The organism is Pseudomonas sp. TE3895 (assembly GCF_056278855.1).
The window spans coordinates 4,111,529-4,132,525 of record NZ_JBWBQE010000001.1; the positions used below are offsets into that span (position 1 = coordinate 4,111,529).

Genomic DNA, 20,997 nt, shown 5'->3' on the forward strand with positions numbered 1-20,997 from the left:
CCTGCAGTTCAGATGTCGGGGTACCTGTACGTCAACGTCAAACCAACGATCGTAGCGGTCGCATCCGGTACATGGTCCTGCTGCCGTTCCTTGTACATCAGCGACAGGCGCAGGTCCCAGTAAGGCGAAAACTGGCGGCTGGCCCATACGCTGTAAGTCTGCAACGTGTTGGGCGACTGCCCTTTGCTGTCCTGCCACGCGGCGTCGGCGCCCACACGGGACAACTCGGTCAGCGCATAGCTCCACACACCACGCACCTGGTCCAGTTCGGCGAAGCCGCCTTCGGCGCTCGCCACCGTGCTGCGCTCGGCGGTGAGGCTGGCATCGGCACGCGTGCCGGTGTACAGCAACGCAACCCCACCCTCCCCGCGCCGGCCGCCGTCGTCGCCTGACACTTGGTTGACGCCAACATGGGCATCGGCGCTCAAGCCTTCGGCAAGCTGGTATTTGATGCCGACTGCCGGGCTGTAGCTGTTGGAAGCAGTCGCGGTAAGGTCCTCTTCGGGCTCATAGCGCCGGGCACCAAAACGGGTATACAGGTCAGCCCGCTCACTCCAGGCGTAAGTCCAGGTAAAGACGTTCGCCAGTTCGTCGTAGCCCGTCAGCGTGCTGATGTCGTAACGGGCACGGCTGTAGGTGGTTTCGTTGCTCAAGGTACTGCGCTCGGTCACCGCCTGGCTCCAGTTGCCAGTCAAGGTGTAAAGCTTCTGCGTACCGTCGGTGGTAATCACGCCGGTATCCAGTACTGTGCCCGACAGCGTCGAGCTTTCGTTGTAGCGCCCCACCAGGCCGAACCGCCCCCGCTCGGTGGTGCGCTGCCAACCCAGGCTGATATCAGGGTCTTCACGGTCATCGACGATATCCGTATCGGACGAGCGCAGCACATGCATGCCAAGCCCCAACCTCAATTCGTCACGGTCAAAAGTACCGATCAGGGTGTAATCCGGCGCGATGATCGTGCGCGTTATGCCCTTTTCCCCCGAGGTCAGCAGCAATGGGTTGCTGTCGTATTCGACGGATGTCGGTACCACCACCGTAGACTGCCAATTTGCCGCCAGTACCGCGTCCGTGAACGGCAAGACCAAGATTGCCGTTGCAATGCGAGTTGTTCTAAGAAGAGGCATTAAATGTTCTTATTAAAGGCAAGATCAAGGAACGACCAGCGTATCGCCAGCCTGAAGTTGGATGTTGGTGGACATGTCCCGCCCAGACACCAGGTCCTTATATCGCACGGGCAGGATCTTTTGGGAAGCACCGGTGCCGCGGACCACCTTGATTTCGCTTTCATCTGCAAACTTGTCCAGGCCGCCCGACATGCTCAGCGCCTGCAATACCGCCGTGGGGCCTGCCATTTGCACAGGCCCAGGCTTGATCACTTTGCCCTGCACATAGACCATATTGCCGGCAATGCTCTTGACGACAACGCTGACGTTAGGGTCGGGGAGGAATTTTTCGAGTTTGGCAGCGACCTGCTTTTCGACTGCCGTCACGTCCAGCCCGGCAACATTGATGCGCCCGGCCAAGGGGAAGGTGATACTGCCATCGGGAAGTACGGTGGCTTCTTGACGCAGGCTGTCTTCCTGCCACACCGATACCATCACCACATCGCCGGGGCTGAGCAGGTAAGCAGCACTGCTCTGGTCGGCGTTACCGGCACCAGACCACACCGTCAGCATGCAGAAAGCGGCAAACATTGAACGCACCATGAGGGTCCCTCCGGCCAAATGGCCCGACAAAGAGCACTGAATGAGAACAACACACCAACTCTCGCTCCGCTTCACGGCGCACTGCTGCCGCGATGGCCTCGACCTTCCTGGAGGCCCTTGCCTTGACGCTGCAGACGTGGCTGCAACGCCTTGTAAACGTTGGTCCTACGGGCTACTGGGAATATAGCAACGGTTGGAGAATTCACAAGCCATGCCTGTGGCTTCGCAGCAATGGGTCACTTTAGGTACCCGGTATACGGCTCAGATCTTTCTGCGGTTGGCAACGGCAACAAAACCGACCACAGCAAAGGCAAAGAACCAGCCTGCAGTTGAAACAGGAATGATACTGTTCTGATTTATATACGAATCCGCTGCGCGGGCAGCACCACTTAGCATCACCAGCAAGAACATCGATTTGATTATCAGAGTCGTGCGCATACTCCCCTCCTAAAAACAGGAAAATCAATTAGTTATTGGCGCTGTGCTGCGGGAGTTGTTTCGTTGTTGACTTGAGCTTATGGGCACAATGACACTACGTCAATGATCCGACACCATAATAAAATTCAATGAGCGATGGGCGCATTCGTCAAAAAAACGGCATGCAGATTATGCAAGGGAGTGATGATGCGATGAACATGGCGTTTCACAGCTGAGAACACGTGGGGGCATGATTGCCCCCTGCGGTTTCATTCGTCTGCGTGGTGAACCACAACCAGTAACTGCGCCGGTGTCGCACCTACCGAGCGCAGGCGGTGCGGCGTCTGGGCATTGAAATGCAGGGCGTCGCCCTGCTCCAGCAACACCCGCTCACTCATGAAATCCACTTCCACCTGGCCTGCGTGAACAAACAGGAACTCTTCGCCCTGGTGTTCCTTGAACGTGGGGTCGCTGAACTCGGACGGCGGCTGAATCAGAAACGGCAGCAGGCTGCGCTGGCCAACCTGACTGGTGAGGGCCGCGTACCCCGGCCCTTGCCCATCGCCTACCAAGGCCTGGCGCTCGGTACGGCGCACCAGGCTGTAGCGGCTCTGCCCGGTCTGTTCTTCGGCGAACAGCTCTTCGACATTGACATTCAGTGCCCTCGCCAGTTTCAGCGCCGCAGCGATCGAGGGCGTGTTGAGGCCGCGCTCGACCTTGGACAGGTAGCTTTTGGTCATGCCAGTCTTTTCGGCCAGCATTTCCAGGGTCATCCCCAGTTTCTTACGCAGCAGTTTCAATCGGATAGACATGTGACGCGGGTTTCCCAGGCTGAGGCAGCCATGATACGCGTCTGAAAGCTGGCGCCAAGTCTCCAGGGGCCTTGAATCAAGGCATCACGGGCGGCACGTACTGCAGCGTTGTACCCAGCGCCCACAGCAACACCAGCACCAACGGCACATGCACCAGCAATTGCACGAACGAGAAACCGATCAGGTCGCGCGCCTTGAGCCCCAGCACGCCCAGCAGCGGCAGCATGTAGAACGGGTTGATCAGGTTCGGCAAGGCTTCGGCCGCGTTGTAGATCTGCACGGCCCACCCCAGGTGGTACTGCAGGTCGTTGGCCACCAGCATCACGTAAGGGGCCTCGATGATCCACTTGCCGCCACCTGAAGGGATGAAGAAGCCCAGCACCGCCGAATACACGCCCATCAGCACGGCATACGTGTCATGGGTGGCAATCTGGGTGAAGAACAGTGAAATATGGTGGGCCAGCGTCTGTTCATCGACGCCCTTCACCTGGGTGAGAATAGCGGCGATCGAACCATACAGCGGGAACTGGATGAGCACACCGGTGGTGGTCGGTACCGCGCGTGCCACCGCGTCAAGGAAGCTGCGTGGGCGCCAGTGCAGCAAAGCACCGAGCATGATGAACAACAGGTTGTAGGTGTTGAGCCCCGAGATGGCGGTAATCGCAGGTTTTGTCGCAAACTCCTGATACAGCCAGCCAGCAGCCAAGGCCACCAACAGCAGGATCAGGATCGGGCTGTGTTCCAGCCACTCCCCCGGGCGCGTGCGTTGCGGCGCGGGTGGCGCTGTGAAGCTGGGGTCGACACCGCAGTCTTCTGCGCTACGTGCGCTGTTCGGGCCCGGAGCGGTGGCATAGGCGATCACCAGCGAGACCACCACCAGTGCCGCCAACATCACGCCGGACTGCCAGAGAAAGATGGTTTCGGTAAACGGGATCACCCCGGTTATCGACAGGATTGAAGGTGGCAGGCTGGCCGGGTTGGCCTGCAGCTGCGCCGCCGAGGATGACAGGCCCAACGCCCACCACCGCACCCAGGCCCAGGTAAGCGGCCGCACCCGCAGCGCGGTAGTCCATCTTCAGGTCGGTGCGCCTTGCCAGGGCGCGCACCAACAAACCTCCAAACACCAGCGACAGCCCCCAGTTGAGCAAGGAGGCCAGCATCGAGATCAGTGCTACCCAGCACACTGCCGAGCGCCCATTGCCGGGGATGCGCGCCAGGCGATCGATCAGCCTCGCGGCGGGCGGCGAGCTGGCCACCACATAACCGCCGATGACCACGAAGGCCATCTGCATGGTGAACGGTATCAGGCTCCAGAAGCCGTCGCCAAACGCCTTGGCGGTGTCGGTCGGTTTGGCGCCCATGGCCAGTGCGCCGATACACACCAGCAGCACCGCCAGCGCGGCGAACACCCAGGAGTCGGGGAACCAGCGTTCAGCCCAGTTGGAGCAGCGCAAGGCAAAGCGCGCGGAGCGGCTGTCTTGAATTTCAGCGGCCACGGTTGAATTCCTTTTATTGGTTTTATGGGATGAAGCGGTATTGCCAGGCAACGCAAAAAACCTGTAGGAACAGGCTTACCCGCGAATGCGGCGGTCAATGTACCGACGCATTCGCGGGTAAACCCGCGCCTACAGGGTGAGATCACGTCATGCCTTAGAAGGTCATTTCCTTCACATCATCCGGCACGATCAGTTTGCCGGCGGTTTTCTCGATGATTTCCTCGACGCTTACCCCAGGCGCGGTCTCGCGCAGAATGAAGGCGCCGTCTTCGATTTCCAGGTAGGCCAGGTCGGTCAGCACCTTGCGGATGCAGCCCGCACCGGTCAACGGCAGGCTGCACTGTGGCAGCAACTTGGACTCGCCGTCCTTGGAGGCGTGGGTCATGGTGACGATGATGTTGTCGGCGCCGGCCACCAGGTCCATGGCCCCGCCCATGCCCTTGACCAGCTTGCCCGGAATCATCCACGAGGCGATGTTGCCCTGCACGTCCACCTCGAAAGCCCCCAGTACGGTCAGGTCGACGTGGCCGCCACGGATCATGGCGAACGATTGTGCCGAATCGAAAATCGAGGCGCCGCGGCGGGCGGTGACAGTTTGCTTGCCGGCGTTGATCATGTCGGCATCGAGGGTGCTTTCGGTGGGGAATTCGCCCATGCCGAGCAGGCCGTTTTCCGATTGCAGCATCACATCCATGTCGGCGGGTACATAGTTGGCCACCAAGGTGGGGATGCCGATGCCCAGATTGACGTAGTAACCGTCCTTCAGTTCACGGGCAACGCGTTGCGCCATCTGTTCGCGGGTCAGTGCCATGGTCAGGATCTCTTTATTGTTCGGGTGGATGGCGCTCAGGCCTTGACGGTGCGCTTTTCGATACGTTTTTCGAAGGTGCCGACGATGACACGGTCCACGTAGATGCCCGGGGTGTGGATTTCGCTTGGCAGCAGCACGCCGGGTTCGACGATTTCTTCCACTTCGACCACGGTGATCTTGCCGGCGGTGGCCGCCAGCGGGTTGAAGTTTTGCGCAGTGTTGCGGTACACCACGTTGCCGTAGTGGTCGGCCTTCCAGCCCTTGACGATGGCGAAGTCACCGGTGATGGACTCTTCCAGGATGTACTTGCGGCCCTTGAACTCGCGGACTTCCTTGCCGTCGGCAACCGGGGTGCCATAGCCGGTGGCGGTGTAGAACGCCGGAATGCCGGCACCACCTGCGCGCATTTTTTCGGCGAGGGTGCCCTGTGGGGTCAGTTCCACTTCCAGCTCGCCACTGAGCAACTGGCGTTCGAACTCGGCGTTTTCGCCCACGTAGGAGGCGATCATCTTGCGAATCTGCCGGTCTTCCAGCAGCACGCCCAGACCAAAACCGTCAACGCCGCAGTTGTTGGAAACCACGGTCAGGCCCTTGACGCCACGCCGCTTGATTTCGCTGATAAGGTTTTCCGGGATGCCGCACAGGCCGAAACCACCGGCCAGTACCGTCATGTTGTCGGTCAGGCCTTCGAGGGCCTGTTCATAGGTTGCAACGCGCTTGTCCAGTCCGGCCATGCTGATCCGCCTTTTGTAGTTGTTTAACCGACGAGGCTGTCGGTGAGCGTGTGCAGACATCTTCACCGCAAGCGACTGATTTGTTAATTTTGTTTTCGTCATCGATTGATAATTTTTACAAAACAAACGATAGGCCCGACATGAACGTCAAACAATTGCGCGCCTTTGTCGCCGTGGCCAAGTACCAGAGCTTCGCCCAGGCCGGTGAACACCTGCACGTTTCGCAACCGGCACTGAGCCTGACCATCAAGGCGCTGGAAGAAAACCTCGGCGGCGCCCTGCTCAGCCGCACCACGCGCAGCGTCAGCCTGACTGCCGAAGGCGAAGTGCTGCTGCCACTGGCACGCCGCCTGCTGGCCGACTGGGACGATACCGAAGAGATGCTGCGCCAGCGCTTTACCCTGCAATTGGGCCGTGTGTCAGTGGCGGCCATGCCGGCTTTTGCCGGCAACCTGTTGCCCCACGCGCTCAAGGTGTTTCGCCAGCGCTACCCCAAGGTCAACGTCACGGTGCACGACGTGATCAACGAACAGGTACAGGAACTGGTACGCCATCGCCGCGTCGAACTGGGCATCGGCTTCGAGCCGGATAACATCGATGGGCTGGACTTCCACCCGTTGTACATGGACCGCTTCGTTGCGGTAGTGGCCGCCGACTCGCCCTTGGCGCTGCTGCCCCAGGTCAGCTGGGCACAGCTGATGGCCGAAGATTTCGTGGCCCTGCAGCGCCCTTCGGCGGTGCGCCTGCTGATGGAGCAGAATGTGGCGGCCCGCCACGGCAAGCTGGCAGTCGCGTTCGAAAGCCACCAGCTGACGACCATCGGCCGCATGGTGGCCAGCGGCCTGGGGGTCAGTGCTGTGCCGGCGCTGTGCATCAACCAGATGCAGGAGCTGGGTGCCCGCTGCGTCACCTTGGTCGAGCCCACTGTCGAGCGGCGCATCGGCGTGATTGCCCTCAGCGAGCACAAGCTTTCCACCGCAGCGCAAGCACTGCTTGAGGTGCTTCTTTCCAATACCCGGATCCCGGAGGTGACATGCGTTACGTAAATCTGGCAGGCACGAGTGTTCCAGCCATCGGCCAAGGCACCTGGTACATGGGCGAAGACCCAGGTCGCAAGGCTGCCGAAGTCGCGGCGCTGCAACAGGGCATCGAGCTGGGCCTGAACCTGATCGACACCGCCGAGATGTATGCCGAAGGGGGGGCAGAAGAGGTCGTTGGCCAAGCCATTGCCGGGCGCCGCGACCGGGTATTTCTGGTCAGCAAGGTCTACCCGCACAATGCCAGCCTGCGCGGCATGGCGGCAGCCTGCGAGCGCAGCCTCACCCGGCTGGGCACCGATTGCATCGACCTGTACCTGCTGCACTGGCGTGGTCAGCACCCGCTGGAGGAAACCGTCGAAGGCTTCGAGCGCTTGCGCGAGCAAGGCAAGATCAAGCGTTGGGGCGTGTCCAACTTCGACGTCGACGACCTGCGCGAACTGCACAACCCTGATTGTGCCACCAACCAGGTGTTGTATAACCCGGCCCAGCGTGGCATCGAATTCGACTTGCTACCGTGGTGCGAAAAACGTGGCTTGCCGACCATGGCCTACTGCCCGCTGGCTCAGGCCGGGCGCTTGTTGCAGCACCCGGTACTGGCGGAAATTGCCGAGCGCCATGGCGCCACACCGGCCCAGGTCTGCCTGGCCTGGGTGACCCGCGATGACGGCGTGATCGCCATCCCCAAGGCGGTGGCGCCCGAGCACGTGCGGCTCAATGCGGCGGCGGGAACGCTGACCTTGACCGGTGAAGACCTGCGGGCGATCGACCGGGCGTTCCCTGCACCGACGCGCAAGCAGCGGTTGGCGATGGTGTAGGCGAGCACAAGCGGGACCAGGACGCGACCTTTGGGAGCAACTGTCTTGCTCAATTTCTAAAAGCTGGCGCGATCCCTGTGGGAGCGGCCTTGTGTCGCGATAGGGCCGCGCAGCGGCCCCAGGATCTCGGCATCATGCATAGATTGCTGGGGCCGCTTTGCGGCCCTATCGCGACACAAGGCCGCTCCCACAGGGGGGGCTCAGGCCTAGTGGCAAACGTGGCCGTCGACCAAGGAATAACGCACCGTGGCCAATGAATGGTTGGGGCGGGCTCAAGGTTGCAGGCGGTCAATGTGGGGCATGCCCGCGAACACCGGCAAGGCCGGTGCCCTGCAACGCGGTGGCTGCTTCGCGGGCTCGCCCGCACCCACAGGGAACCACGCAAGTACCGAGCGTTGGGGGTCAGTGAAAATCCCGGCTGCGCACATCCAGCCCTTGCAGCAGCGGACTCACATCCTCCAACCGCCGCGCAATCAGGTGCCGCACCCCATTCTCCTGCTCCAACCGCCCACTGACCTTGAGCAACTGCGAACCCACCAGCGCCCGTCGCTGCCGTTCGGCCAGCGCACGCCACACCACCACGTTGACCATGCCATGTTCGTCTTCCAGAGTAACGAAGGTCACACCGCTGGCGGTTTGAGGCCGTTGCCGGCCCACCACCAGCCCGGCCACGGCAATGTTGTCGCCATGCTCCACACCCTGCAATTCACTGGAGCTGCGACACCCCAGCGCCCTCAGGCGAGCGCGCAACAGGGCCAGCGGATGTGGGCCAAGCGTAGTGCCGAGGGTTTGATAATCGGCCATCAGGTCCTCGCCCACGGTTGGCACGGGCAATTGCACCGGTTCTTCAGGCAAGGCCTGCACATCGGCGAACAACGGCAGCTGCGGCTGCACCGCCGCCACCTGCCAGCGCGCCTGATGCCGATCGCTGGCCAAGGCGCGCAGCGCCCCGCCATCAGCCAGGCGGGCACGGGCCCGTGCGTCCAGGCCGGCGCGCAGGCACAGGTCTTCGACGTTGCGCCACGGCCGCTGCGCCCTCGCCTGCTGCACGCGCCTGGCATCGGCTTCGGCCAGGCCACGTACCAGTCGCAGGCCCATGCGAATGGCCAGGGTGCCTTCAGCATCAGGCTCCAGGGTGCAGTCCCAGTCGCTGTGGCAGACATCAACCGGCCGTACCTCGATACCTTGGCGGCGAGCCTCTTGCAGCAGCTGATCAGGGCTGTAGAAGCCCATCGGCCAACTGTTGACCAACGCACAGGTGAAGATCGCCGGCTCATGGCACTTCAGCCAACTGCTGGCATAGCACAGCAAGGCAAAGCTGGCCGCATGCGACTCAGGGAAGCCATAGCTGCCAAACCCCTTGATCTGCTCGAAGATGCGCTCGGCAAACGCCAGCGTGTAACCATTGCGCAACATGCCCTGCACCAGCCGTTCGCGGTGCGGTTCCAGGCCGCCGTGGCGCTTCCAGGCTGCCATGCTGCGGCGCAACTGGTCGGCCTCGCCCGGGGTATAGTCGGCCGCGACCATCGCCAGCTCCATCACCTGCTCCTGGAACAGCGGCACGCCCAAGGTACGTTCGAACACTTCCTTCAGTTGCGGCGACGGATACGTCACCGGTTCCTGCTTCAGGCGCCGGCGCAGGTACGGGTGCACCATGTCGCCCTGAATCGGCCCGGGGCGGACGATGGCGACCTCGATGACCAGGTCGTAGAACTTCTGGGGCCGCAGCCGCGGCAACATGGCCATTTGCGCGCGTGACTCGATCTGGAACACGCCCATGGTCTCGGCACGGCTGATCATGGCGTAGGTGGCCGGGTCTTCGCTGGGGATGGTCGCCAGGGTCAGGTGCCGGCCACGGTGGTGCTGCAGCAGGTCGAAGCAGCGGCGCAAGGCGCTGAGCATGCCCAACGCCAGTACGTCGACCTTGAGCAGGCCAACCATGTCCAGGTCATCCTTGTCCCACTGGATCACCGTGCGCTCCGGCATCGCGGCATTCTCCACCGGCACCAGCTGGTCGAGCGGTTGCTGGGAGATGACAAAACCGCCCGGGTGCTGTGACAGGTGCCGGGGGAAGCCGATCAGTTCGCCGGCCAGCACCAGCACCCGCCGCAGCGAAGGGCTGCCCGCTTCGAAACCGGCTTCGGCCAGGCGCTGGTCATCGGGTATGCGATCGCTCCAGCGGCCACAGCATTTGGCCAGGGCATCCACCTGGTCGGCAGGTAGCCCCAGCACCCGCGCCACATCCCGCACCGCACCGGCGGCATGGTAGGTGTTGACTACCGCAGTGAGCGCCGCCCGGTGCCGGCCATAGCGACGGAACACATACTGGATCACCTCCTCGCGCCGGTCGTGTTCGAAGTCCACGTCGATGTCCGGCGGCTCGTTGCGCTCGCGCGACAGGAAGCGCTCGAACAGCAGGTGGTGTTTCATGGGGTCAAGCTCGGTGATGCCCAGTACGAAGCACACCACCGAGTTGGCTGCCGACCCCCGGCCCTGGCATAGGATGCGCTGGCTGCGGGCGAAGGCGACAATGTCGTGCACCGTCAGGAAGTAGCTTTCGTAACCCAGCTCTTCGATCAGCCCCAGTTCCTTGGCAAGCACATCCCGCACTTTGCCACTCGGCCCGCCTGGCCAGCGCAGCGGCAGGCCTTGCTCGCACAATTCGCGCAGCCAGCTTGCCGGGGTATGCCCCTCGGGCACCAGTTCGCGTGGGTACTGGTAGTTCAGTTCGCTCAGGTCAAACTGGCAGCGCCGGGCAATGACCAGGGTCTCGGCCAGCAGGTCGAGCGGATACAACTCGGCCAGTTGCGCCTGGCTGCGCAGGTGCCGTTCGCCATTGGCAAACAGAAAGCGCCCGGCCTCGCTCACCTGGCAATGCTGGCGGATGGCAGTCATGCAGTCCTGCAAGGCACGGCGACCACGCACGTGCATGTGCACGTCGCCACAGGCCACGGCGCGGATACCCACATCAGCCGCCAGTGCCCGCAACCGTTGCAGGCGCATGGCATCGTCACTGCCCCGGTGCAGGTGCACGGCCAGCCACAGGCGCTCAGCGAACACACTGCGCAGCCACGCGCCGGTAGCGGTATCGCCACTGTCAGCGGCCACCCACAAGGCCAGCAGGCCTTGGTGGTGCAGCAGCAAGTCATCACGAAACAGCTGGTACGCACCCTTCTCTGCCCGCCGCCGGGCACGGGTGATCAGCGCGCACAGGTTCTGGTAGCCGGTCAGGTTCTCGACCAGCAGCACCAGCTTGGGCCCGTCGCACAATTGCACCTCGCTGCCAACGATCAGCCGCAGCTGGTGCACCTTGGCTGCCTGCCAGGCGCGCACGATACCGGCCAGCGTGCATTCGTCAGTGATTGCCAAGGCCTGGTAGCCCTGCTCGCGCGCACGCCGGAACAGCTCGTCGGCGCTCGATGCACCGCGCTGGAAGCTGAAGTTGGAAAGGCAATGCAGCTCGGCATAACCCGGGGTGTTCATGCGAACCAACCCTGCAGCCAAAGCGGGCCGGCCTGGCTCAGGTCGCGGTAGGCCCAGCCGCGCAAGCCGTCACGGGTTTCGATGCGGTAGTAGTCGCGACGCACATCGCCGCCATCCCACCAACCTGATTCGATGCGTTCGGCATAGCCCTGCACCTGGTAGGCGGCGTCATCCAGCGCGATCGGTGCCGGCAACAGCCACCCCGGGCGGCTGCCCGGTGCAACCGGCATGTTGCCTTGGGCACCCTGTTCCGCCAAATGCCAGGCGCATTCGGGGCGGTGATCGGCGGCTGCGCCAAGCCCCTTGACGGCCTCATCCCCCAGGCGGGCGCGCAACCGCTCACGCAATTGCGCCCAGGGTTGCGCCTGTTGCGCCCGCGGGTCGAACAACGCCTGATGCTGTGGCACGAAGGGTGGCAAGTCTTCGGCAACCAGCCGCAGGTTGCGCACCGGTGCGGGTATGCGCAGCGGCTCAAGGCGCCCACGGGCTAGCTCGAACAGCATCGCAGCATCGCGTTCGGCCGCCAGCAGGCCCACCTTGAGCAGGGTATCCGGCCCCTCGGCGTGCTCCAGATGCAGACAGAAGCGCTGCACGCCACAGTCTCGCCCGGCCAGAAATGCAGCAAGGTCGTTGAGCATGCGCCGCAGCGGGAACAACAGCGCCTGGTGCGATTCGACGTCGAAATTGAGTTCCAGCCGGGTTTCGAAACGGTCCGGTGGCTGGTAGAAGTCCAGCCCCAGGTTGCGCAGGCCGAGCAACTGGTCGAGATGCAGCTGCACCTGGGCCGCAAAGCGCCTGGCCAAGGTATCGCGCGGCAAGGCCAATACCTGGCCCAGCTGGTGCAAGCCCATGCGGGCAAACGCTTCGGCCGCCTCTGCCGGCAGGCCGACGCGCGTGATGGGCATGCCAAGCAGCGCCGCTCGGGTGGCGTCGACATCGCCCACGGCCAGGCCATCGTGGCCATTGGCGAGCATGCGAGCTGCCACCGGGTTGCTGGCCAGGACAATGCGTTGACGCAGGCCCAGTTCTGCCAGTTCCTGACGCAGACGTGCCTCGAACAAGGGCCAGGGCCCGAACAGTTGCAGGCTGGAGCCCACTTCCAGCAGCAGCGCCCGAGGGTAATGCAGGCTGACCTGGGCACTGAAGCGGTAGGCCCAGGCCGCCAGCAACTGTTGCACCTGATCGATGCGTTTGGGGTCAGCTTCGACGCAGGTGAAGCCATCGGCCAGGGCACGCGCTGCGGTCAGGGTTTGCCCGGCGCGCAGGCCCAGTGCAGCGGCCGCCGGGTTGACTGCCTGCAACACGCGACGCTGGGTCGGCCCGCCAATCAGCACCAAGGGTGTGTCAGGATCGTCACGCTCACGCAGGAGGGTGTCCAGCGCAAGCTGCGGGAGCAGGATGCAGGCCCAGAGCATGGTGCATCAGCCCCGCCCCGGGCAGGGAATAGGCAGCGCTGGAGGCATGCCACCCCGGCTTTTCAGCACGCGCCATTGCGCCGGGCGCGTGTCGACTGCAATGCGCAGCGCTGCGGGTGAAGGGTTGTGCGACGCCTGCTGCGGCCTGCAGGCGAACGCCAGTGCCTGCCCGGTTTCGGCCGCTACCTGCAAGCGCCGCAGGGCGCGGTCATCGGCACGTTCCGGCCAGCACAGCACCGCCGCGCAACTGCCCGAGCGCAGGCACTGTTCGGCAGCCCACAGGGCATCGGCAGGCTCGGCATCCACCTGTACCAGCCAGCGCAGGTCCACCCCCGCTGCCTGCCAGGCCGGTGCAAAAGGGATGAAGGGTGGAGCCACCAGCACCACTCTGCTGGCTTCTGCACTCAGCCGGGCCAGGGTTGGCCACAGCAACTGCAATTCGCCACAGCCGGGGTTGGCCAGCAACAGCTCGCTCAGTGCTGCCGCCGGCCAGCCACCTTCCGGCAAACGTTCGTCGAGGGCCGCATGGCCGGTGGGCTGCAGCCCGAGTGGCCGCGCCTGGGCCTGCCGGCCGCGCCATACCCGGCGCTGTTCCAGCAGCCTGTCGAGGTCGACCACGGCGCCCATCAGTCACGCCTCAGCAAGCCGCAGAACACGCCTTCGATGAAAAAGTCCTGTTCGGGCTGCACATCGATCGGCGCATAGGCCGGGTTGCGTGGCAACAGCCGGTAAGTGCCGCCTTGGCGTTGCAGGCGTTTGATGGTCACTTCGCCGTCCAGGCGCGCAACCACGATTTGCCCGTCGCGGGCGTCAGCCTGTTGCAGGATGCCGACCAGGTCACCGTCAAAGATGCCGTCGTCGATCATCGAGTCGCCCCGCACCTTCAGCAGGTAGTCGGGGGTACGGCGGAACAGGCTGGGGTCGAGCAGCAACTGCTCGTGGATGTCCAGGTCCGGGCCGATGGGGGCACCCGCCGCCACCTGGCCCAGCACGGGTATTTCGAGGATTTCTGGCCGGCGCAGCGGTTCGGCCAGGCGTATGCCCCGGGCCTGGTTTGGCGTGACATCGATATAACCGGCCTGGCACAGGGCGGTGATGTGCTTGCGCGCAACGCTGCGCGAGGCAAAACCGAAGCGCGTGGCGATATCGGCCAGGCTCGGCGGCTGACCATGCTCGGCAATGCGCTCACGGATGAATTCGAAAATGGCGCGGCGTTTGGGGGTAAGAGTGTCCATGGAGCACATTTGTACTCTTTTCGGAGCACGCTGAACAGCCCCCTTCGTCGTCAGCTTTGGTTATGATCCCCTGGCTTGTGTATTTTCATCTGGATATCCCATGCTGACCGCCCTGCTGTTCGACCTTGACGGTACCCTCACCGACACTGACACCCTGCACCTGCAGGCCTTTCGCCAACTGCTGCGTGAACACGACGGCCGCGAGCTGAGCCAGGCGCAGTTCGACGCCCAGGTCAGCGGCCGCGCCAACGGCGAGCTGTTCGCCGAGCTGTTCAGCGGCGCCAGCGTCGAACAGTGCCAGGCGTTGGCCGACCGCAAGGAAGCGCTGTTTCGCGCGATGTCGCCGTCGCTTGAGCCAATGCCAGGCCTGTTGCGCCTGCTGGAGCATGCCCAGGCCCATGACATCGGCATGTGCGTGGTGACCAACGCACCGCGGCTGAACGCCGAGCACATGCTGAACGCCATGGGCCTGGGCCAGCACTTTGAACATGTGCTGGTGGCCGAAGAACTGGCACGGCCCAAACCGGACCCGCTGCCCTACCTCACCGGCCTGCAGCGGCTGGGTGCCGAGGCCGGGCAAGCGCTGGCCTTCGAGGACTCATTGCCGGGGACGGCCGCGGCCAGTGGCGCGGGGATCTTTACCGTGGGCGTGGCCACGACGCAGACCCCGGAGCGGTTGCTGGCGGCGGGCGCCAGGTTGGTTGTCGACGACTTCAATGATGCGACGTTGTGGGCGTTGATCGAGCGTATGGCTTCAGACAGGGGCTGTGTTCCCGAAGGCTAGGGAGTGGGAGCCGAACCTGCTGGCGCTGCAGCCGGTGTGCCGGATGTACAACCGGGAACGCTAAGCCGTGACGCCGCATTTCGCCCTTGCAGCCATACCGCCAAAGCCGCCAACCCTGCGGGTAGCAACAACGAAGCGAATACCTGGGCAAAGCTCCAGCCCAGTGCCAGCATCTGTGCCCCGGCAAAGGCACTGAGAATCGCACCCAGGCGCCCGATGCCACTCATCCAGCTGGCGCCGGTCGCCCGTGCTTCAGTCGGGTAAAAAGCCGCCGCCAGTGCATTCATCCCAACACTTGCCCCATTAAGGCCAAAGCCTACAGCGCTCGCAACCGCGCACAACCAGGCGAAGTCCGCAGCGACCTGACCAATTGCAAAAATCACCGCACCACTGAACAGGAAGGTCAGTACCAGCACGCGCTGCGCCGGGTAACGATCCATGGCCCAACCCACCGAAATTGCGCCCAACGGGCCGCCAATCTGGAAACAGGCGGTGACGATGGCCGCTTCGGCCACCGAAAACCCGCCCCCCTCCTTTACCAGCGTCGGCAACCAGCCGCTGAACAGATAGACCAGGAACAGCGCCAGCACGTACCCGCCCCAGAGCATGCAGGTACCAAAGCGATACCGCGCAGAGAGGATGGTGCCGATTGCACCGCCTGCAGCCTGGGCTTTACCGGGCAAGACAAAGGTCGTGTCGGCGTTGACATGCTCAGGTGCCAGGCGACGGACAATGGCCAGAATGCGCTTGCGGTCCGCCCCTTTGCTGACCAGGAACGTCACCGATTCCGGCAGGCGCCAATACAGCAACGGCAGGACCATCAGCGGCAACACCCCACCCAATGCCAGGACACTGCGCCAGCCCAGGTTCGGAATCATCCAGGCGCTGACGAAACCACCTGCCGCCGCGCCCAGGGAGAACCCGCAGAATGCCAAGGTAATGAGCAGCGAGCGGCTGCGTGCCGGGGCATACTCGCTGACCAGGGTGCTGGCATTGGGCATGGCTGCGCCCAGGCCCAGGCCGGTCAGAAAGCGCAACGCGACCAGGGCTTCCAGGTTGGGTGAAAAGGCCGAGGCCAGTGTCCAGAGGCCGAACAGCAGCACGCTGCACAGCAATACCGCCTTGCGCCCGTAACGGTCCGCCAAGGGGCCGGCAATCAAGGCGCCGAGTGCCAGGCCGATCAACGCGGCGCTCAATACCGGGCCCAGACTTTGCGCATCCAGGCCCCAGTCGCTTTTCAATTGCGGGGCAATGAAGCCGATGATGGCGACGTCCAGGCCGTCCAGGGCGATGATGAGAAAGCCAAGGAACACCACCCATTTCTGGTAGCGGCCGATGGGTTGCTGGTCGATCAGTTGGCGCACGTCGAGCGTGTTGTTCATAGGTGTCACCTGTTGTTGTTGTTATGACGGTGTTTGTCGCAGCCCTAGTGGAAAAGGCTGGGTAAGCGCACAGGCCTTATGATGCGTGTTTCCTGAGCCACTACCAGGTCGCGGGTAGCATGCAGGTACGCGGCAAAGTCCGGGTCGGCATCCCGCGCTGCGCTGCGCTTCTCGAAGTCATCGAGGCTGTCATAGCCCCACAAGTGCACCACCTGGTTCAACGGCCCGATGCTGCTGGTGTAAAACGCCAGGGGTGCACCGAGGTGGCGCAGCAGGATCGGCATCGCCAGCTGGTCGAACGCCTCGAGAAAGGCCGCCATGCCGCGCGGGCGAATGGTGTAGATGCGGTGGTCGACCACAAGCTTGTCCATCACGCCACCTCCCGTGCGTTGCCCGCCGCCAGCCCCTGCTCGACACCCGCCAGGTGGCGCCCGGTGATGTAGGCAAAGGTCATGATCGGCCCCAGGGTGATGCCCGCCCCGGGGTAGTTGCCACCCATGATGCTGGCGCGGTCGTTACCCACCGCATACAGGCCGTCGATGACTTGCCCGTCGGCCGCCAACACTTCACCGGTCACACGGGTGCGCAGCCCGTCGAAAGTGCCCAGATCGCCCATGATGACTTTCACGGCAAAGTACGGTCCCTCGCCAACCGGCGCTACGCACGGGTTGGGTTGTTGCTGCGGGTCGGCCAGGTAGCGATTGAAGCTGGTGCTGCCGCGGCCGAACTGACGGTCTTCACCGTGGACAGCGCCAAGGTTGTACTCGCGCACAGTCTGCTCCAGCCCTTGCGCATCGATACCGGCCTTGCCGGCCAACTCCGCCAGGGTCTGGCCCTTGAGCAGGTAACCGTTGCGCAGCAATGGCCCCAGCGGCATCGGCGCAGGCTTGGCAAAGCCCAGCCCGTATTTGGCCAGTGTGCGGCGGTCGCACACCAGCCACATGGCGGTTTCTGCCTGGTCGGAACACGCCTCAATCAGCGCTGCGCCTACGTCGTGGTAGGCATTCGACTCGTTGGTGAATCGCTGCCCCGAACGCAGCACGCCGATCACACCCGGCTTGTAGCGGTCGAGCAAATGCGGAAAGGCAATATGCCGCCCACCACCCACCGGCACCTTCGACACCGGCATCCAGGCTGCAGGTGCCTGCAGGCAGATATCGACCTTTGCTCCCAGCGCCTCGGCCATGCGCGCACCATCGCCGGTGTTGCCCGCTGGCACCGGTGAAAAATGCTCGCCGCCACGCCGTACATGCGGGTAGGCCTGGCGCAGCCGTTGCAGGTCATGGGAGAAACCGCCACAGGCCAGCACCACCCCGCGCCGGGCCTCGATGCGCTGCTCGCTGCCGGCCTGCCCGGTCACCGCCCCCACTACCCGCGCCCCTTCGCGCAGCAACTGCCGCGCCGGGGTGCCTGTGAGAATCGGAATGCCCAGGTCCAGTGCCGAGCGTACCAGCCTTGCCGCCAGGGCATTGCCACTGGTGACCTGGGTGCCGCGTCGGTACAAGGCCAGCTCCTTCAAATGGGTCAGCAGGCGTTTGGCCACGTAGGCGAACGAGGTCAACGAACGGGTGACATTGAAGAAGTGCTTGAGGTCGGCATTCGACGAGTTGAACATCATGCCGATGAAGGTGATGGTCTTCAGCGGCGGGCGCAGCCGCGCCATGTCGGGCCCCAGACCACGGATGTCGTAAGGTGCGGCCAGTATCGAGCGGCCCACATCGACGCCGCCTTCCACCTGCGGGTGATAATCGGGGTACAGCGTGGGCACGAATTTGACTGCCGTCTCGCGCTCGAAAAACTCAACCATCTGCGGCGCGTAGCGCAAGAATGCCTCCACCCCGGCCGCATCGAAGCAGGCACCGGTTTCGTTGCGCAGGTAGGTCATGGCCGCTGCTTGGCTGTCATTGCCCCCGTGCCGGGTGCCCGGCACCCACAATACGCCGCCGGAAAACGCCGTGGTGCCGCCGAAGCACGCCTCCTTTTCGATGACGATCACATCCAGGCCAAGCTTTTTCGCCGTGATGGCTGTCGCCAGGCCACCAGCACCCGCACCGATGACCAGTACATCGCAGCTACGCGTATTCATTGGCCTGCCCCCTCGAAGCCAGGGCGCGGGATCAATGCCATGGGCATGCTTTCCAGTCCGCCATCCACGGTCAGTTCGGCGCCGTTGATATAGTCGGCGCGGCGGCTGGCCAGAAACAGCACAGCTTCGGCGATGTCTTGCGGCTCACCGATGCGCTGGTTGGCGGTCATGGCGCTACGCCGGCGCTCCACCTGTGGGTCGGCATAGAACGCCGCGGACAATGGCGTGCGGATCAAACCCGGGCATACGGCGTTGCTGCGCACACCGCGTGGCCCCCATTCCACGGCAATCTGCCGCGACAACATGCTGACGCCTGCCTTCGCCGCGCTGTAGGCACCACTGTTGGGTTGCGGGTAATGTGCTGCAATCGAGGCCACATGCACGATACGGCCCTGGCCGCAGTCCAGCATGGAACGGCCAAAGGCCTGGGCACACAAGAGGTAGCCACTGAGGTTGACCGCCAGCACCTGGTTCCATTGTTCCAGGCTTAGCGTGTCCAGCGCACCGGGGCGCAGCACGCTGGCATTGTTGACCAGTACATCGCAGCACCCATGCAGCGCCTGTACCTGGGCCGCAGCCTGCTCCACGCTGGCCGGGTCGGCAATGTCGCAGGCCAGGGCACTGACTTCGCCTGCACTGTGTTCCCCCAGGGTGGCCGCCAGTTCGCGGCATTTGTCCAGGTCGCGGTCAAGCAGCACCACGTGGGCCTGCTGCTCCACCAAGGCTGCGGCCAACGCTGCGCCAATGCCGCCGGCCGCGCCGGTCACCACGCATACGGCCGACTCCAGGCCTAGCCACTGAGAAAGGATCTTGTTGTTGTGCATGCTGCTCTCCAGAGCGTTGCTTGTTCTGGGCAACAGGCTATGGCCGGCAGGCCCACCGGCAGAATGGACAAAACCTGCAACCAGCCCCACATTCCCGTCAATTTGCCCACTGCGCCCTGAAGCCTGCGGGCAGCTATGGCACAGTAGCGGGTACTGAACAGAACAATTACAACACCATGAACAAGATCCCCAATTACGCCCTGTACGGTGAAACCGCGCAGCCGGTGTGGCACGAAGCCTTGCATGTGGAGCAGATATCCCAGCGCTCTGGCGCGCACAACTGGGAGATTGCCGCACACCGTCACGAAGGCTTGCTGCAGCTGTTGTACCTGCAAAGCGGTGGCGGCGAGGTGCTGTTCGACAGTGACCGGTTTCAGGTTCATGCACCCTGCGTGGTGTACGTCCCGGCGCAGGTGGTGCATGGATTTCATTGGGCCAGCCAGGTAGAAGGCCAGGTAATCACGGCTGCGCAGCACCCGCTGGATAGCATCGCCCAGGTGCTGGCACCCAACGTGCGGGTGCAACTGCGCAAACCACAGGTGATTGCCCTGCCCCACTGGGCCGCCGATGAAGACCCGTTGTTGCCCCTGTTTCGGGCCCTGCGCGAGGAATACCACAACCGCGCCCGCGAGCATGTGGCCAGCAGCATGGCGCTATTGCTGGCACTGATGATCCATGTCCTGCGCCATGAGCCGTACATGCCCGCAGGTGAGCAGCGCCCAGTATCAAGACGCAGCCAGCAACTGACGGCTTTTCGCGAGCTGGTAGACATGCACTACCGCGCGCACTGGCCACTGGCGGAATACGCCGCCGAATTGGGCATGACCCTGGTGACGTTGGGGCGGTTGTGCCAGGAACACCTGGGCATGACGCCGATGAATGTGATCAATGCCCGACTGGTGCTGGAGGCCAAGCGCATGCTCGGGCATTCGAGCCTGAGCGTGAAAGAGATCGCCCATGAGCTGGGGTTTGCCGATGTGGGGTATTTCAGCCGGTTCTTTCGCAAGCAGGCGGGGGTGAGCCCCAGCGGATTTCGGGAGGGCCAGTAACGCCCGCAGGTTCTGTGGGCGGTACTGGCAATGCACGCGTCTGTGGCTTACCCGCGAAGAAACCCGTGCAGGAAACATCAAACAGCCAAGGCCCGCTGCACTTCCCCCACCGTGGTCGCCAAACTGCTCAGGTGCAGGCTCGACACCCGCTCCACCGGCGCCTGATCCAGCGGCCATTGCAAGGCAATGCTGCCGACCAGGCGCCCTTCGGCATGTACCGGCAAGGCAATGGCGCGGATCAGGAACGGCAGGCGCACCGGGTATTCCCAGTAGCCTTCGGTGCGCTGACCAAAGCCCTTGTGCGCTTGTTCTTCGATATCGCGCAACAACCCGTCGTCACCCAGCCGCTCATGGGCCGCCAGGCGCTGCACTTCGTCCACCGCCAGCTCCCCCAGGCACGCCCGCCCCATCGCCGAATGAAACAGGCTGGCATGCTGCCCAACAATCTGACTGGTGTGCGGATAGCGCTTGCGCAGCACCTGGGGAATGGCGCTTTCCATCACCTCCAGCCGCTGGCCGTCGAAACACGACAGGTCAGCGACCAGCCCGGTGCGCTCACTCAGCTCCAGCAGCATGGGCGCTGCGCTTTCCACCAGGCGCCGCTTGAAACGCAACTGGCGGTCACCGAACAGGCGTCGCGCGCACAGCCGGTAGCGCCGGTCGGCAAGGCCGCGGTACACCCAGCCTTGCGCCTGCAAGGTGGCGATCATGCGCGACACCGTGGCCTTGGGCAGCGCCGTCAGGTAGTGCAGTTCTTCGAGGCCCAACGCCTGGTGTTCGCCCAGCAGGTCGACAATGGCCAGCGCCCGCTCCACCGAACGCACGCCGCCGCTGTCTGCCGTGATGCCCATGGGTATGACCTCCTTGTAGCGGGATGGTCAGGATAGCCAGCAAGATCCGCGCCTGCC

General features: G+C 63.6%; 19 protein-coding genes and 1 pseudogene. 4 read left to right on the forward strand and 16 right to left on the reverse strand.

Features of this window, described 5'->3' with window-relative positions:
- Window positions 1-8: 8 nt before the first annotated feature.
- The 7 genes and pseudogenes from ACZ889_RS18455 to ACZ889_RS18485 all read right to left on the reverse strand — a co-directional run bounded on the left by ACZ889_RS18455 (window position 9) and on the right by ACZ889_RS18485 (window position 5,976).
- Window positions 9-1,124 (reverse strand): hypothetical protein, encoded by a 1,116-nt coding sequence (locus ACZ889_RS18455; RefSeq protein WP_064492806.1) that lies wholly within the window; start codon window positions 1,122-1,124, stop codon window positions 9-11.
- 24 nt (window positions 1,125-1,148) lie between these two features.
- Complete coding sequence (locus tag ACZ889_RS18460; protein ID WP_004374240.1) at window positions 1,149-1,706, reverse strand: polysaccharide biosynthesis/export family protein; 558 nt, start codon at window positions 1,704-1,706, stop codon at window positions 1,149-1,151.
- A 261-nt stretch (window positions 1,707-1,967) separates the two neighbouring features.
- Window positions 1,968-2,144: an EPS-associated small membrane protein EppA gene (eppA, locus tag ACZ889_RS18465; protein WP_004374238.1), complete on the reverse strand. Its 177-nt coding sequence runs from the start codon at window positions 2,142-2,144 to the stop codon at window positions 1,968-1,970.
- A gap of 248 nt (window positions 2,145-2,392) precedes the next feature.
- A complete protein-coding gene (locus tag ACZ889_RS18470; RefSeq protein ID WP_012052388.1) occupies window positions 2,393-2,935 on the reverse strand; it encodes a helix-turn-helix domain-containing protein in 543 nt (180 codons plus the stop codon).
- A 76-nt stretch (window positions 2,936-3,011) separates the two neighbouring features.
- Window positions 3,012-4,431: pseudogene (locus ACZ889_RS18475) on the reverse strand (short-chain fatty acid transporter).
- A 154-nt stretch (window positions 4,432-4,585) separates the two neighbouring features.
- Entirely contained in the window at window positions 4,586-5,242 is a 657-nt protein-coding gene (locus tag ACZ889_RS18480) for a CoA transferase subunit B (RefSeq protein WP_004576290.1), read from the reverse strand.
- Window positions 5,243-5,277: 35 nt separating this feature from the next.
- Window positions 5,278-5,976 (reverse strand): CoA transferase subunit A, encoded by a 699-nt coding sequence (locus ACZ889_RS18485; protein WP_004374230.1) that lies wholly within the window; start codon window positions 5,974-5,976, stop codon window positions 5,278-5,280.
- A gap of 140 nt (window positions 5,977-6,116) precedes the next feature.
- On the opposite strand from ACZ889_RS18485, the gene ACZ889_RS18490 reads away from it, so the two are divergent.
- A complete protein-coding gene (locus ACZ889_RS18490) occupies window positions 6,117-7,022 on the forward strand; it encodes a LysR family transcriptional regulator (RefSeq protein ID WP_004374224.1) in 906 nt (301 codons plus the stop codon).
- Window positions 7,010-7,831: an aldo/keto reductase gene (locus ACZ889_RS18495; protein WP_476257664.1), complete on the forward strand. Its 822-nt coding sequence runs from the start codon at window positions 7,010-7,012 to the stop codon at window positions 7,829-7,831. The genes ACZ889_RS18490 and ACZ889_RS18495 overlap by 13 nt, the downstream gene beginning before the upstream one ends.
- A gap of 402 nt (window positions 7,832-8,233) precedes the next feature.
- On the opposite strand, the gene ACZ889_RS18500 is transcribed toward ACZ889_RS18495, so the two are convergent.
- The 4 genes from ACZ889_RS18500 to lexA are packed head-to-tail and all read right to left on the reverse strand — an operon-like array spanning window position 8,234 to window position 13,973.
- Window positions 8,234-11,314, reverse strand: a complete 3,081-nt coding sequence (locus ACZ889_RS18500) for an error-prone DNA polymerase (RefSeq protein ID WP_180690019.1) — start codon at window positions 11,312-11,314, stop codon at window positions 8,234-8,236.
- On the reverse strand, window positions 11,311-12,729 hold the full coding sequence (locus tag ACZ889_RS18505) for a Y-family DNA polymerase (RefSeq protein ID WP_476257665.1): 1,419 nt from the start codon (window positions 12,727-12,729) through the stop codon (window positions 11,311-11,313). The genes ACZ889_RS18500 and ACZ889_RS18505 overlap by 4 nt, the downstream gene beginning before the upstream one ends.
- Window positions 12,730-12,735: 6 nt before the next feature.
- Window positions 12,736-13,356, reverse strand: coding sequence for a translesion DNA synthesis-associated protein ImuA (gene imuA, locus ACZ889_RS18510; protein ID WP_004374214.1), 621 nt, complete (start codon window positions 13,354-13,356; stop codon window positions 12,736-12,738).
- Window positions 13,356-13,973, reverse strand: coding sequence for a transcriptional repressor LexA (gene lexA, locus ACZ889_RS18515; protein ID WP_012052394.1), 618 nt, complete (start codon window positions 13,971-13,973; stop codon window positions 13,356-13,358). Before lexA ends, imuA begins: the two co-directional genes overlap by 1 nt.
- A gap of 91 nt (window positions 13,974-14,064) precedes the next feature.
- On the opposite strand from lexA, the gene ACZ889_RS18520 reads away from it, so the two are divergent.
- Window positions 14,065-14,748 (forward strand): HAD family hydrolase, encoded by a 684-nt coding sequence (locus tag ACZ889_RS18520; RefSeq protein WP_476257666.1) that lies wholly within the window; start codon window positions 14,065-14,067, stop codon window positions 14,746-14,748.
- Here ACZ889_RS18520 and ACZ889_RS18525 read toward each other — a convergent pair.
- From ACZ889_RS18525 to ACZ889_RS18540, 4 genes are read right to left on the reverse strand one after another with little or no spacing between them, the layout of a single operon-like run.
- The gene (locus ACZ889_RS18525) at window positions 14,745-16,130 is read right to left on the reverse strand and encodes an MFS transporter (RefSeq protein WP_004374205.1); all 1,386 of its coding nucleotides are present in this window, start codon (window positions 16,128-16,130) and stop codon (window positions 14,745-14,747) included. The two genes, ACZ889_RS18520 and ACZ889_RS18525, sit on opposite strands and share 4 nt — an antisense overlap.
- Before the next feature lie 44 nt (window positions 16,131-16,174).
- On the reverse strand, window positions 16,175-16,501 hold the full coding sequence (locus ACZ889_RS18530) for an NIPSNAP family protein (protein WP_180690017.1): 327 nt from the start codon (window positions 16,499-16,501) through the stop codon (window positions 16,175-16,177).
- Window positions 16,501-18,216: an FAD-dependent oxidoreductase gene (locus tag ACZ889_RS18535; RefSeq protein ID WP_019751676.1), complete on the reverse strand. Its 1,716-nt coding sequence runs from the start codon at window positions 18,214-18,216 to the stop codon at window positions 16,501-16,503. The genes ACZ889_RS18530 and ACZ889_RS18535 overlap by 1 nt, the downstream gene beginning before the upstream one ends.
- The gene (locus tag ACZ889_RS18540; protein ID WP_180690016.1) at window positions 18,213-19,040 is read right to left on the reverse strand and encodes an SDR family NAD(P)-dependent oxidoreductase; all 828 of its coding nucleotides are present in this window, start codon (window positions 19,038-19,040) and stop codon (window positions 18,213-18,215) included. The genes ACZ889_RS18535 and ACZ889_RS18540 overlap by 4 nt, the downstream gene beginning before the upstream one ends.
- 176 nt (window positions 19,041-19,216) lie before the next feature.
- Between ACZ889_RS18540 and ACZ889_RS18545 the strand changes: the two genes are divergently transcribed.
- Entirely contained in the window at window positions 19,217-20,089 is an 873-nt protein-coding gene (locus ACZ889_RS18545) for a helix-turn-helix domain-containing protein (RefSeq protein ID WP_026031933.1), read from the forward strand.
- 77 nt (window positions 20,090-20,166) lie between these two features.
- Here the strand turns inward: ACZ889_RS18545 and ACZ889_RS18550 are convergent, their stop codons facing one another.
- Window positions 20,167-20,940: an IclR family transcriptional regulator gene (locus tag ACZ889_RS18550; protein ID WP_004374195.1), complete on the reverse strand. Its 774-nt coding sequence runs from the start codon at window positions 20,938-20,940 to the stop codon at window positions 20,167-20,169.
- Between the last annotated feature and the right edge of the window lie 57 nt (window positions 20,941-20,997).

Coding starts and splice junctions, on each gene's coding strand:
- ACZ889_RS18480 (WP_004576290.1), bottom strand. CDS start 5,242: ATGGCACTGACCCGCGAACAGATGGCGCAACGCGTTGCCCGTGAACTG.
- ACZ889_RS18520 (WP_476257666.1), top strand. CDS start 14,065: ATGCTGACCGCCCTGCTGTTCGACCTTGACGGTACCCTCACCGACACT.
- ACZ889_RS18540 (WP_180690016.1), bottom strand. CDS start 19,040: ATGCACAACAACAAGATCCTTTCTCAGTGGCTAGGCCTGGAGTCGGCC.
- ACZ889_RS18455 (WP_064492806.1), bottom strand. CDS start 1,124: ATGCCTCTTCTTAGAACAACTCGCATTGCAACGGCAATCTTGGTCTTG.
- eppA (WP_004374238.1), bottom strand. CDS start 2,144: ATGCGCACGACTCTGATAATCAAATCGATGTTCTTGCTGGTGATGCTA.
- ACZ889_RS18470 (WP_012052388.1), bottom strand. CDS start 2,935: ATGTCTATCCGATTGAAACTGCTGCGTAAGAAACTGGGGATGACCCTG.
- lexA (WP_012052394.1), bottom strand. CDS start 13,973: ATGTGCTCCATGGACACTCTTACCCCCAAACGCCGCGCCATTTTCGAA.
- ACZ889_RS18495 (WP_476257664.1), top strand. CDS start 7,010: ATGCGTTACGTAAATCTGGCAGGCACGAGTGTTCCAGCCATCGGCCAA.
- ACZ889_RS18460 (WP_004374240.1), bottom strand. CDS start 1,706: ATGGTGCGTTCAATGTTTGCCGCTTTCTGCATGCTGACGGTGTGGTCT.
- ACZ889_RS18485 (WP_004374230.1), bottom strand. CDS start 5,976: ATGGCCGGACTGGACAAGCGCGTTGCAACCTATGAACAGGCCCTCGAA.
- ACZ889_RS18545 (WP_026031933.1), top strand. CDS start 19,217: ATGAACAAGATCCCCAATTACGCCCTGTACGGTGAAACCGCGCAGCCG.
- ACZ889_RS18535 (WP_019751676.1), bottom strand. CDS start 18,216: ATGAATACGCGTAGCTGCGATGTACTGGTCATCGGTGCGGGTGCTGGT.
- ACZ889_RS18530 (WP_180690017.1), bottom strand. CDS start 16,501: ATGGACAAGCTTGTGGTCGACCACCGCATCTACACCATTCGCCCGCGC.
- ACZ889_RS18490 (WP_004374224.1), top strand. CDS start 6,117: ATGAACGTCAAACAATTGCGCGCCTTTGTCGCCGTGGCCAAGTACCAG.
- ACZ889_RS18500 (WP_180690019.1), bottom strand. CDS start 11,314: ATGAACACCCCGGGTTATGCCGAGCTGCATTGCCTTTCCAACTTCAGC.
- imuA (WP_004374214.1), bottom strand. CDS start 13,356: ATGGGCGCCGTGGTCGACCTCGACAGGCTGCTGGAACAGCGCCGGGTA.
- ACZ889_RS18550 (WP_004374195.1), bottom strand. CDS start 20,940: ATGGGCATCACGGCAGACAGCGGCGGCGTGCGTTCGGTGGAGCGGGCG.
- ACZ889_RS18525 (WP_004374205.1), bottom strand. CDS start 16,130: ATGAACAACACGCTCGACGTGCGCCAACTGATCGACCAGCAACCCATC.
- ACZ889_RS18505 (WP_476257665.1), bottom strand. CDS start 12,729: ATGCTCTGGGCCTGCATCCTGCTCCCGCAGCTTGCGCTGGACACCCTC.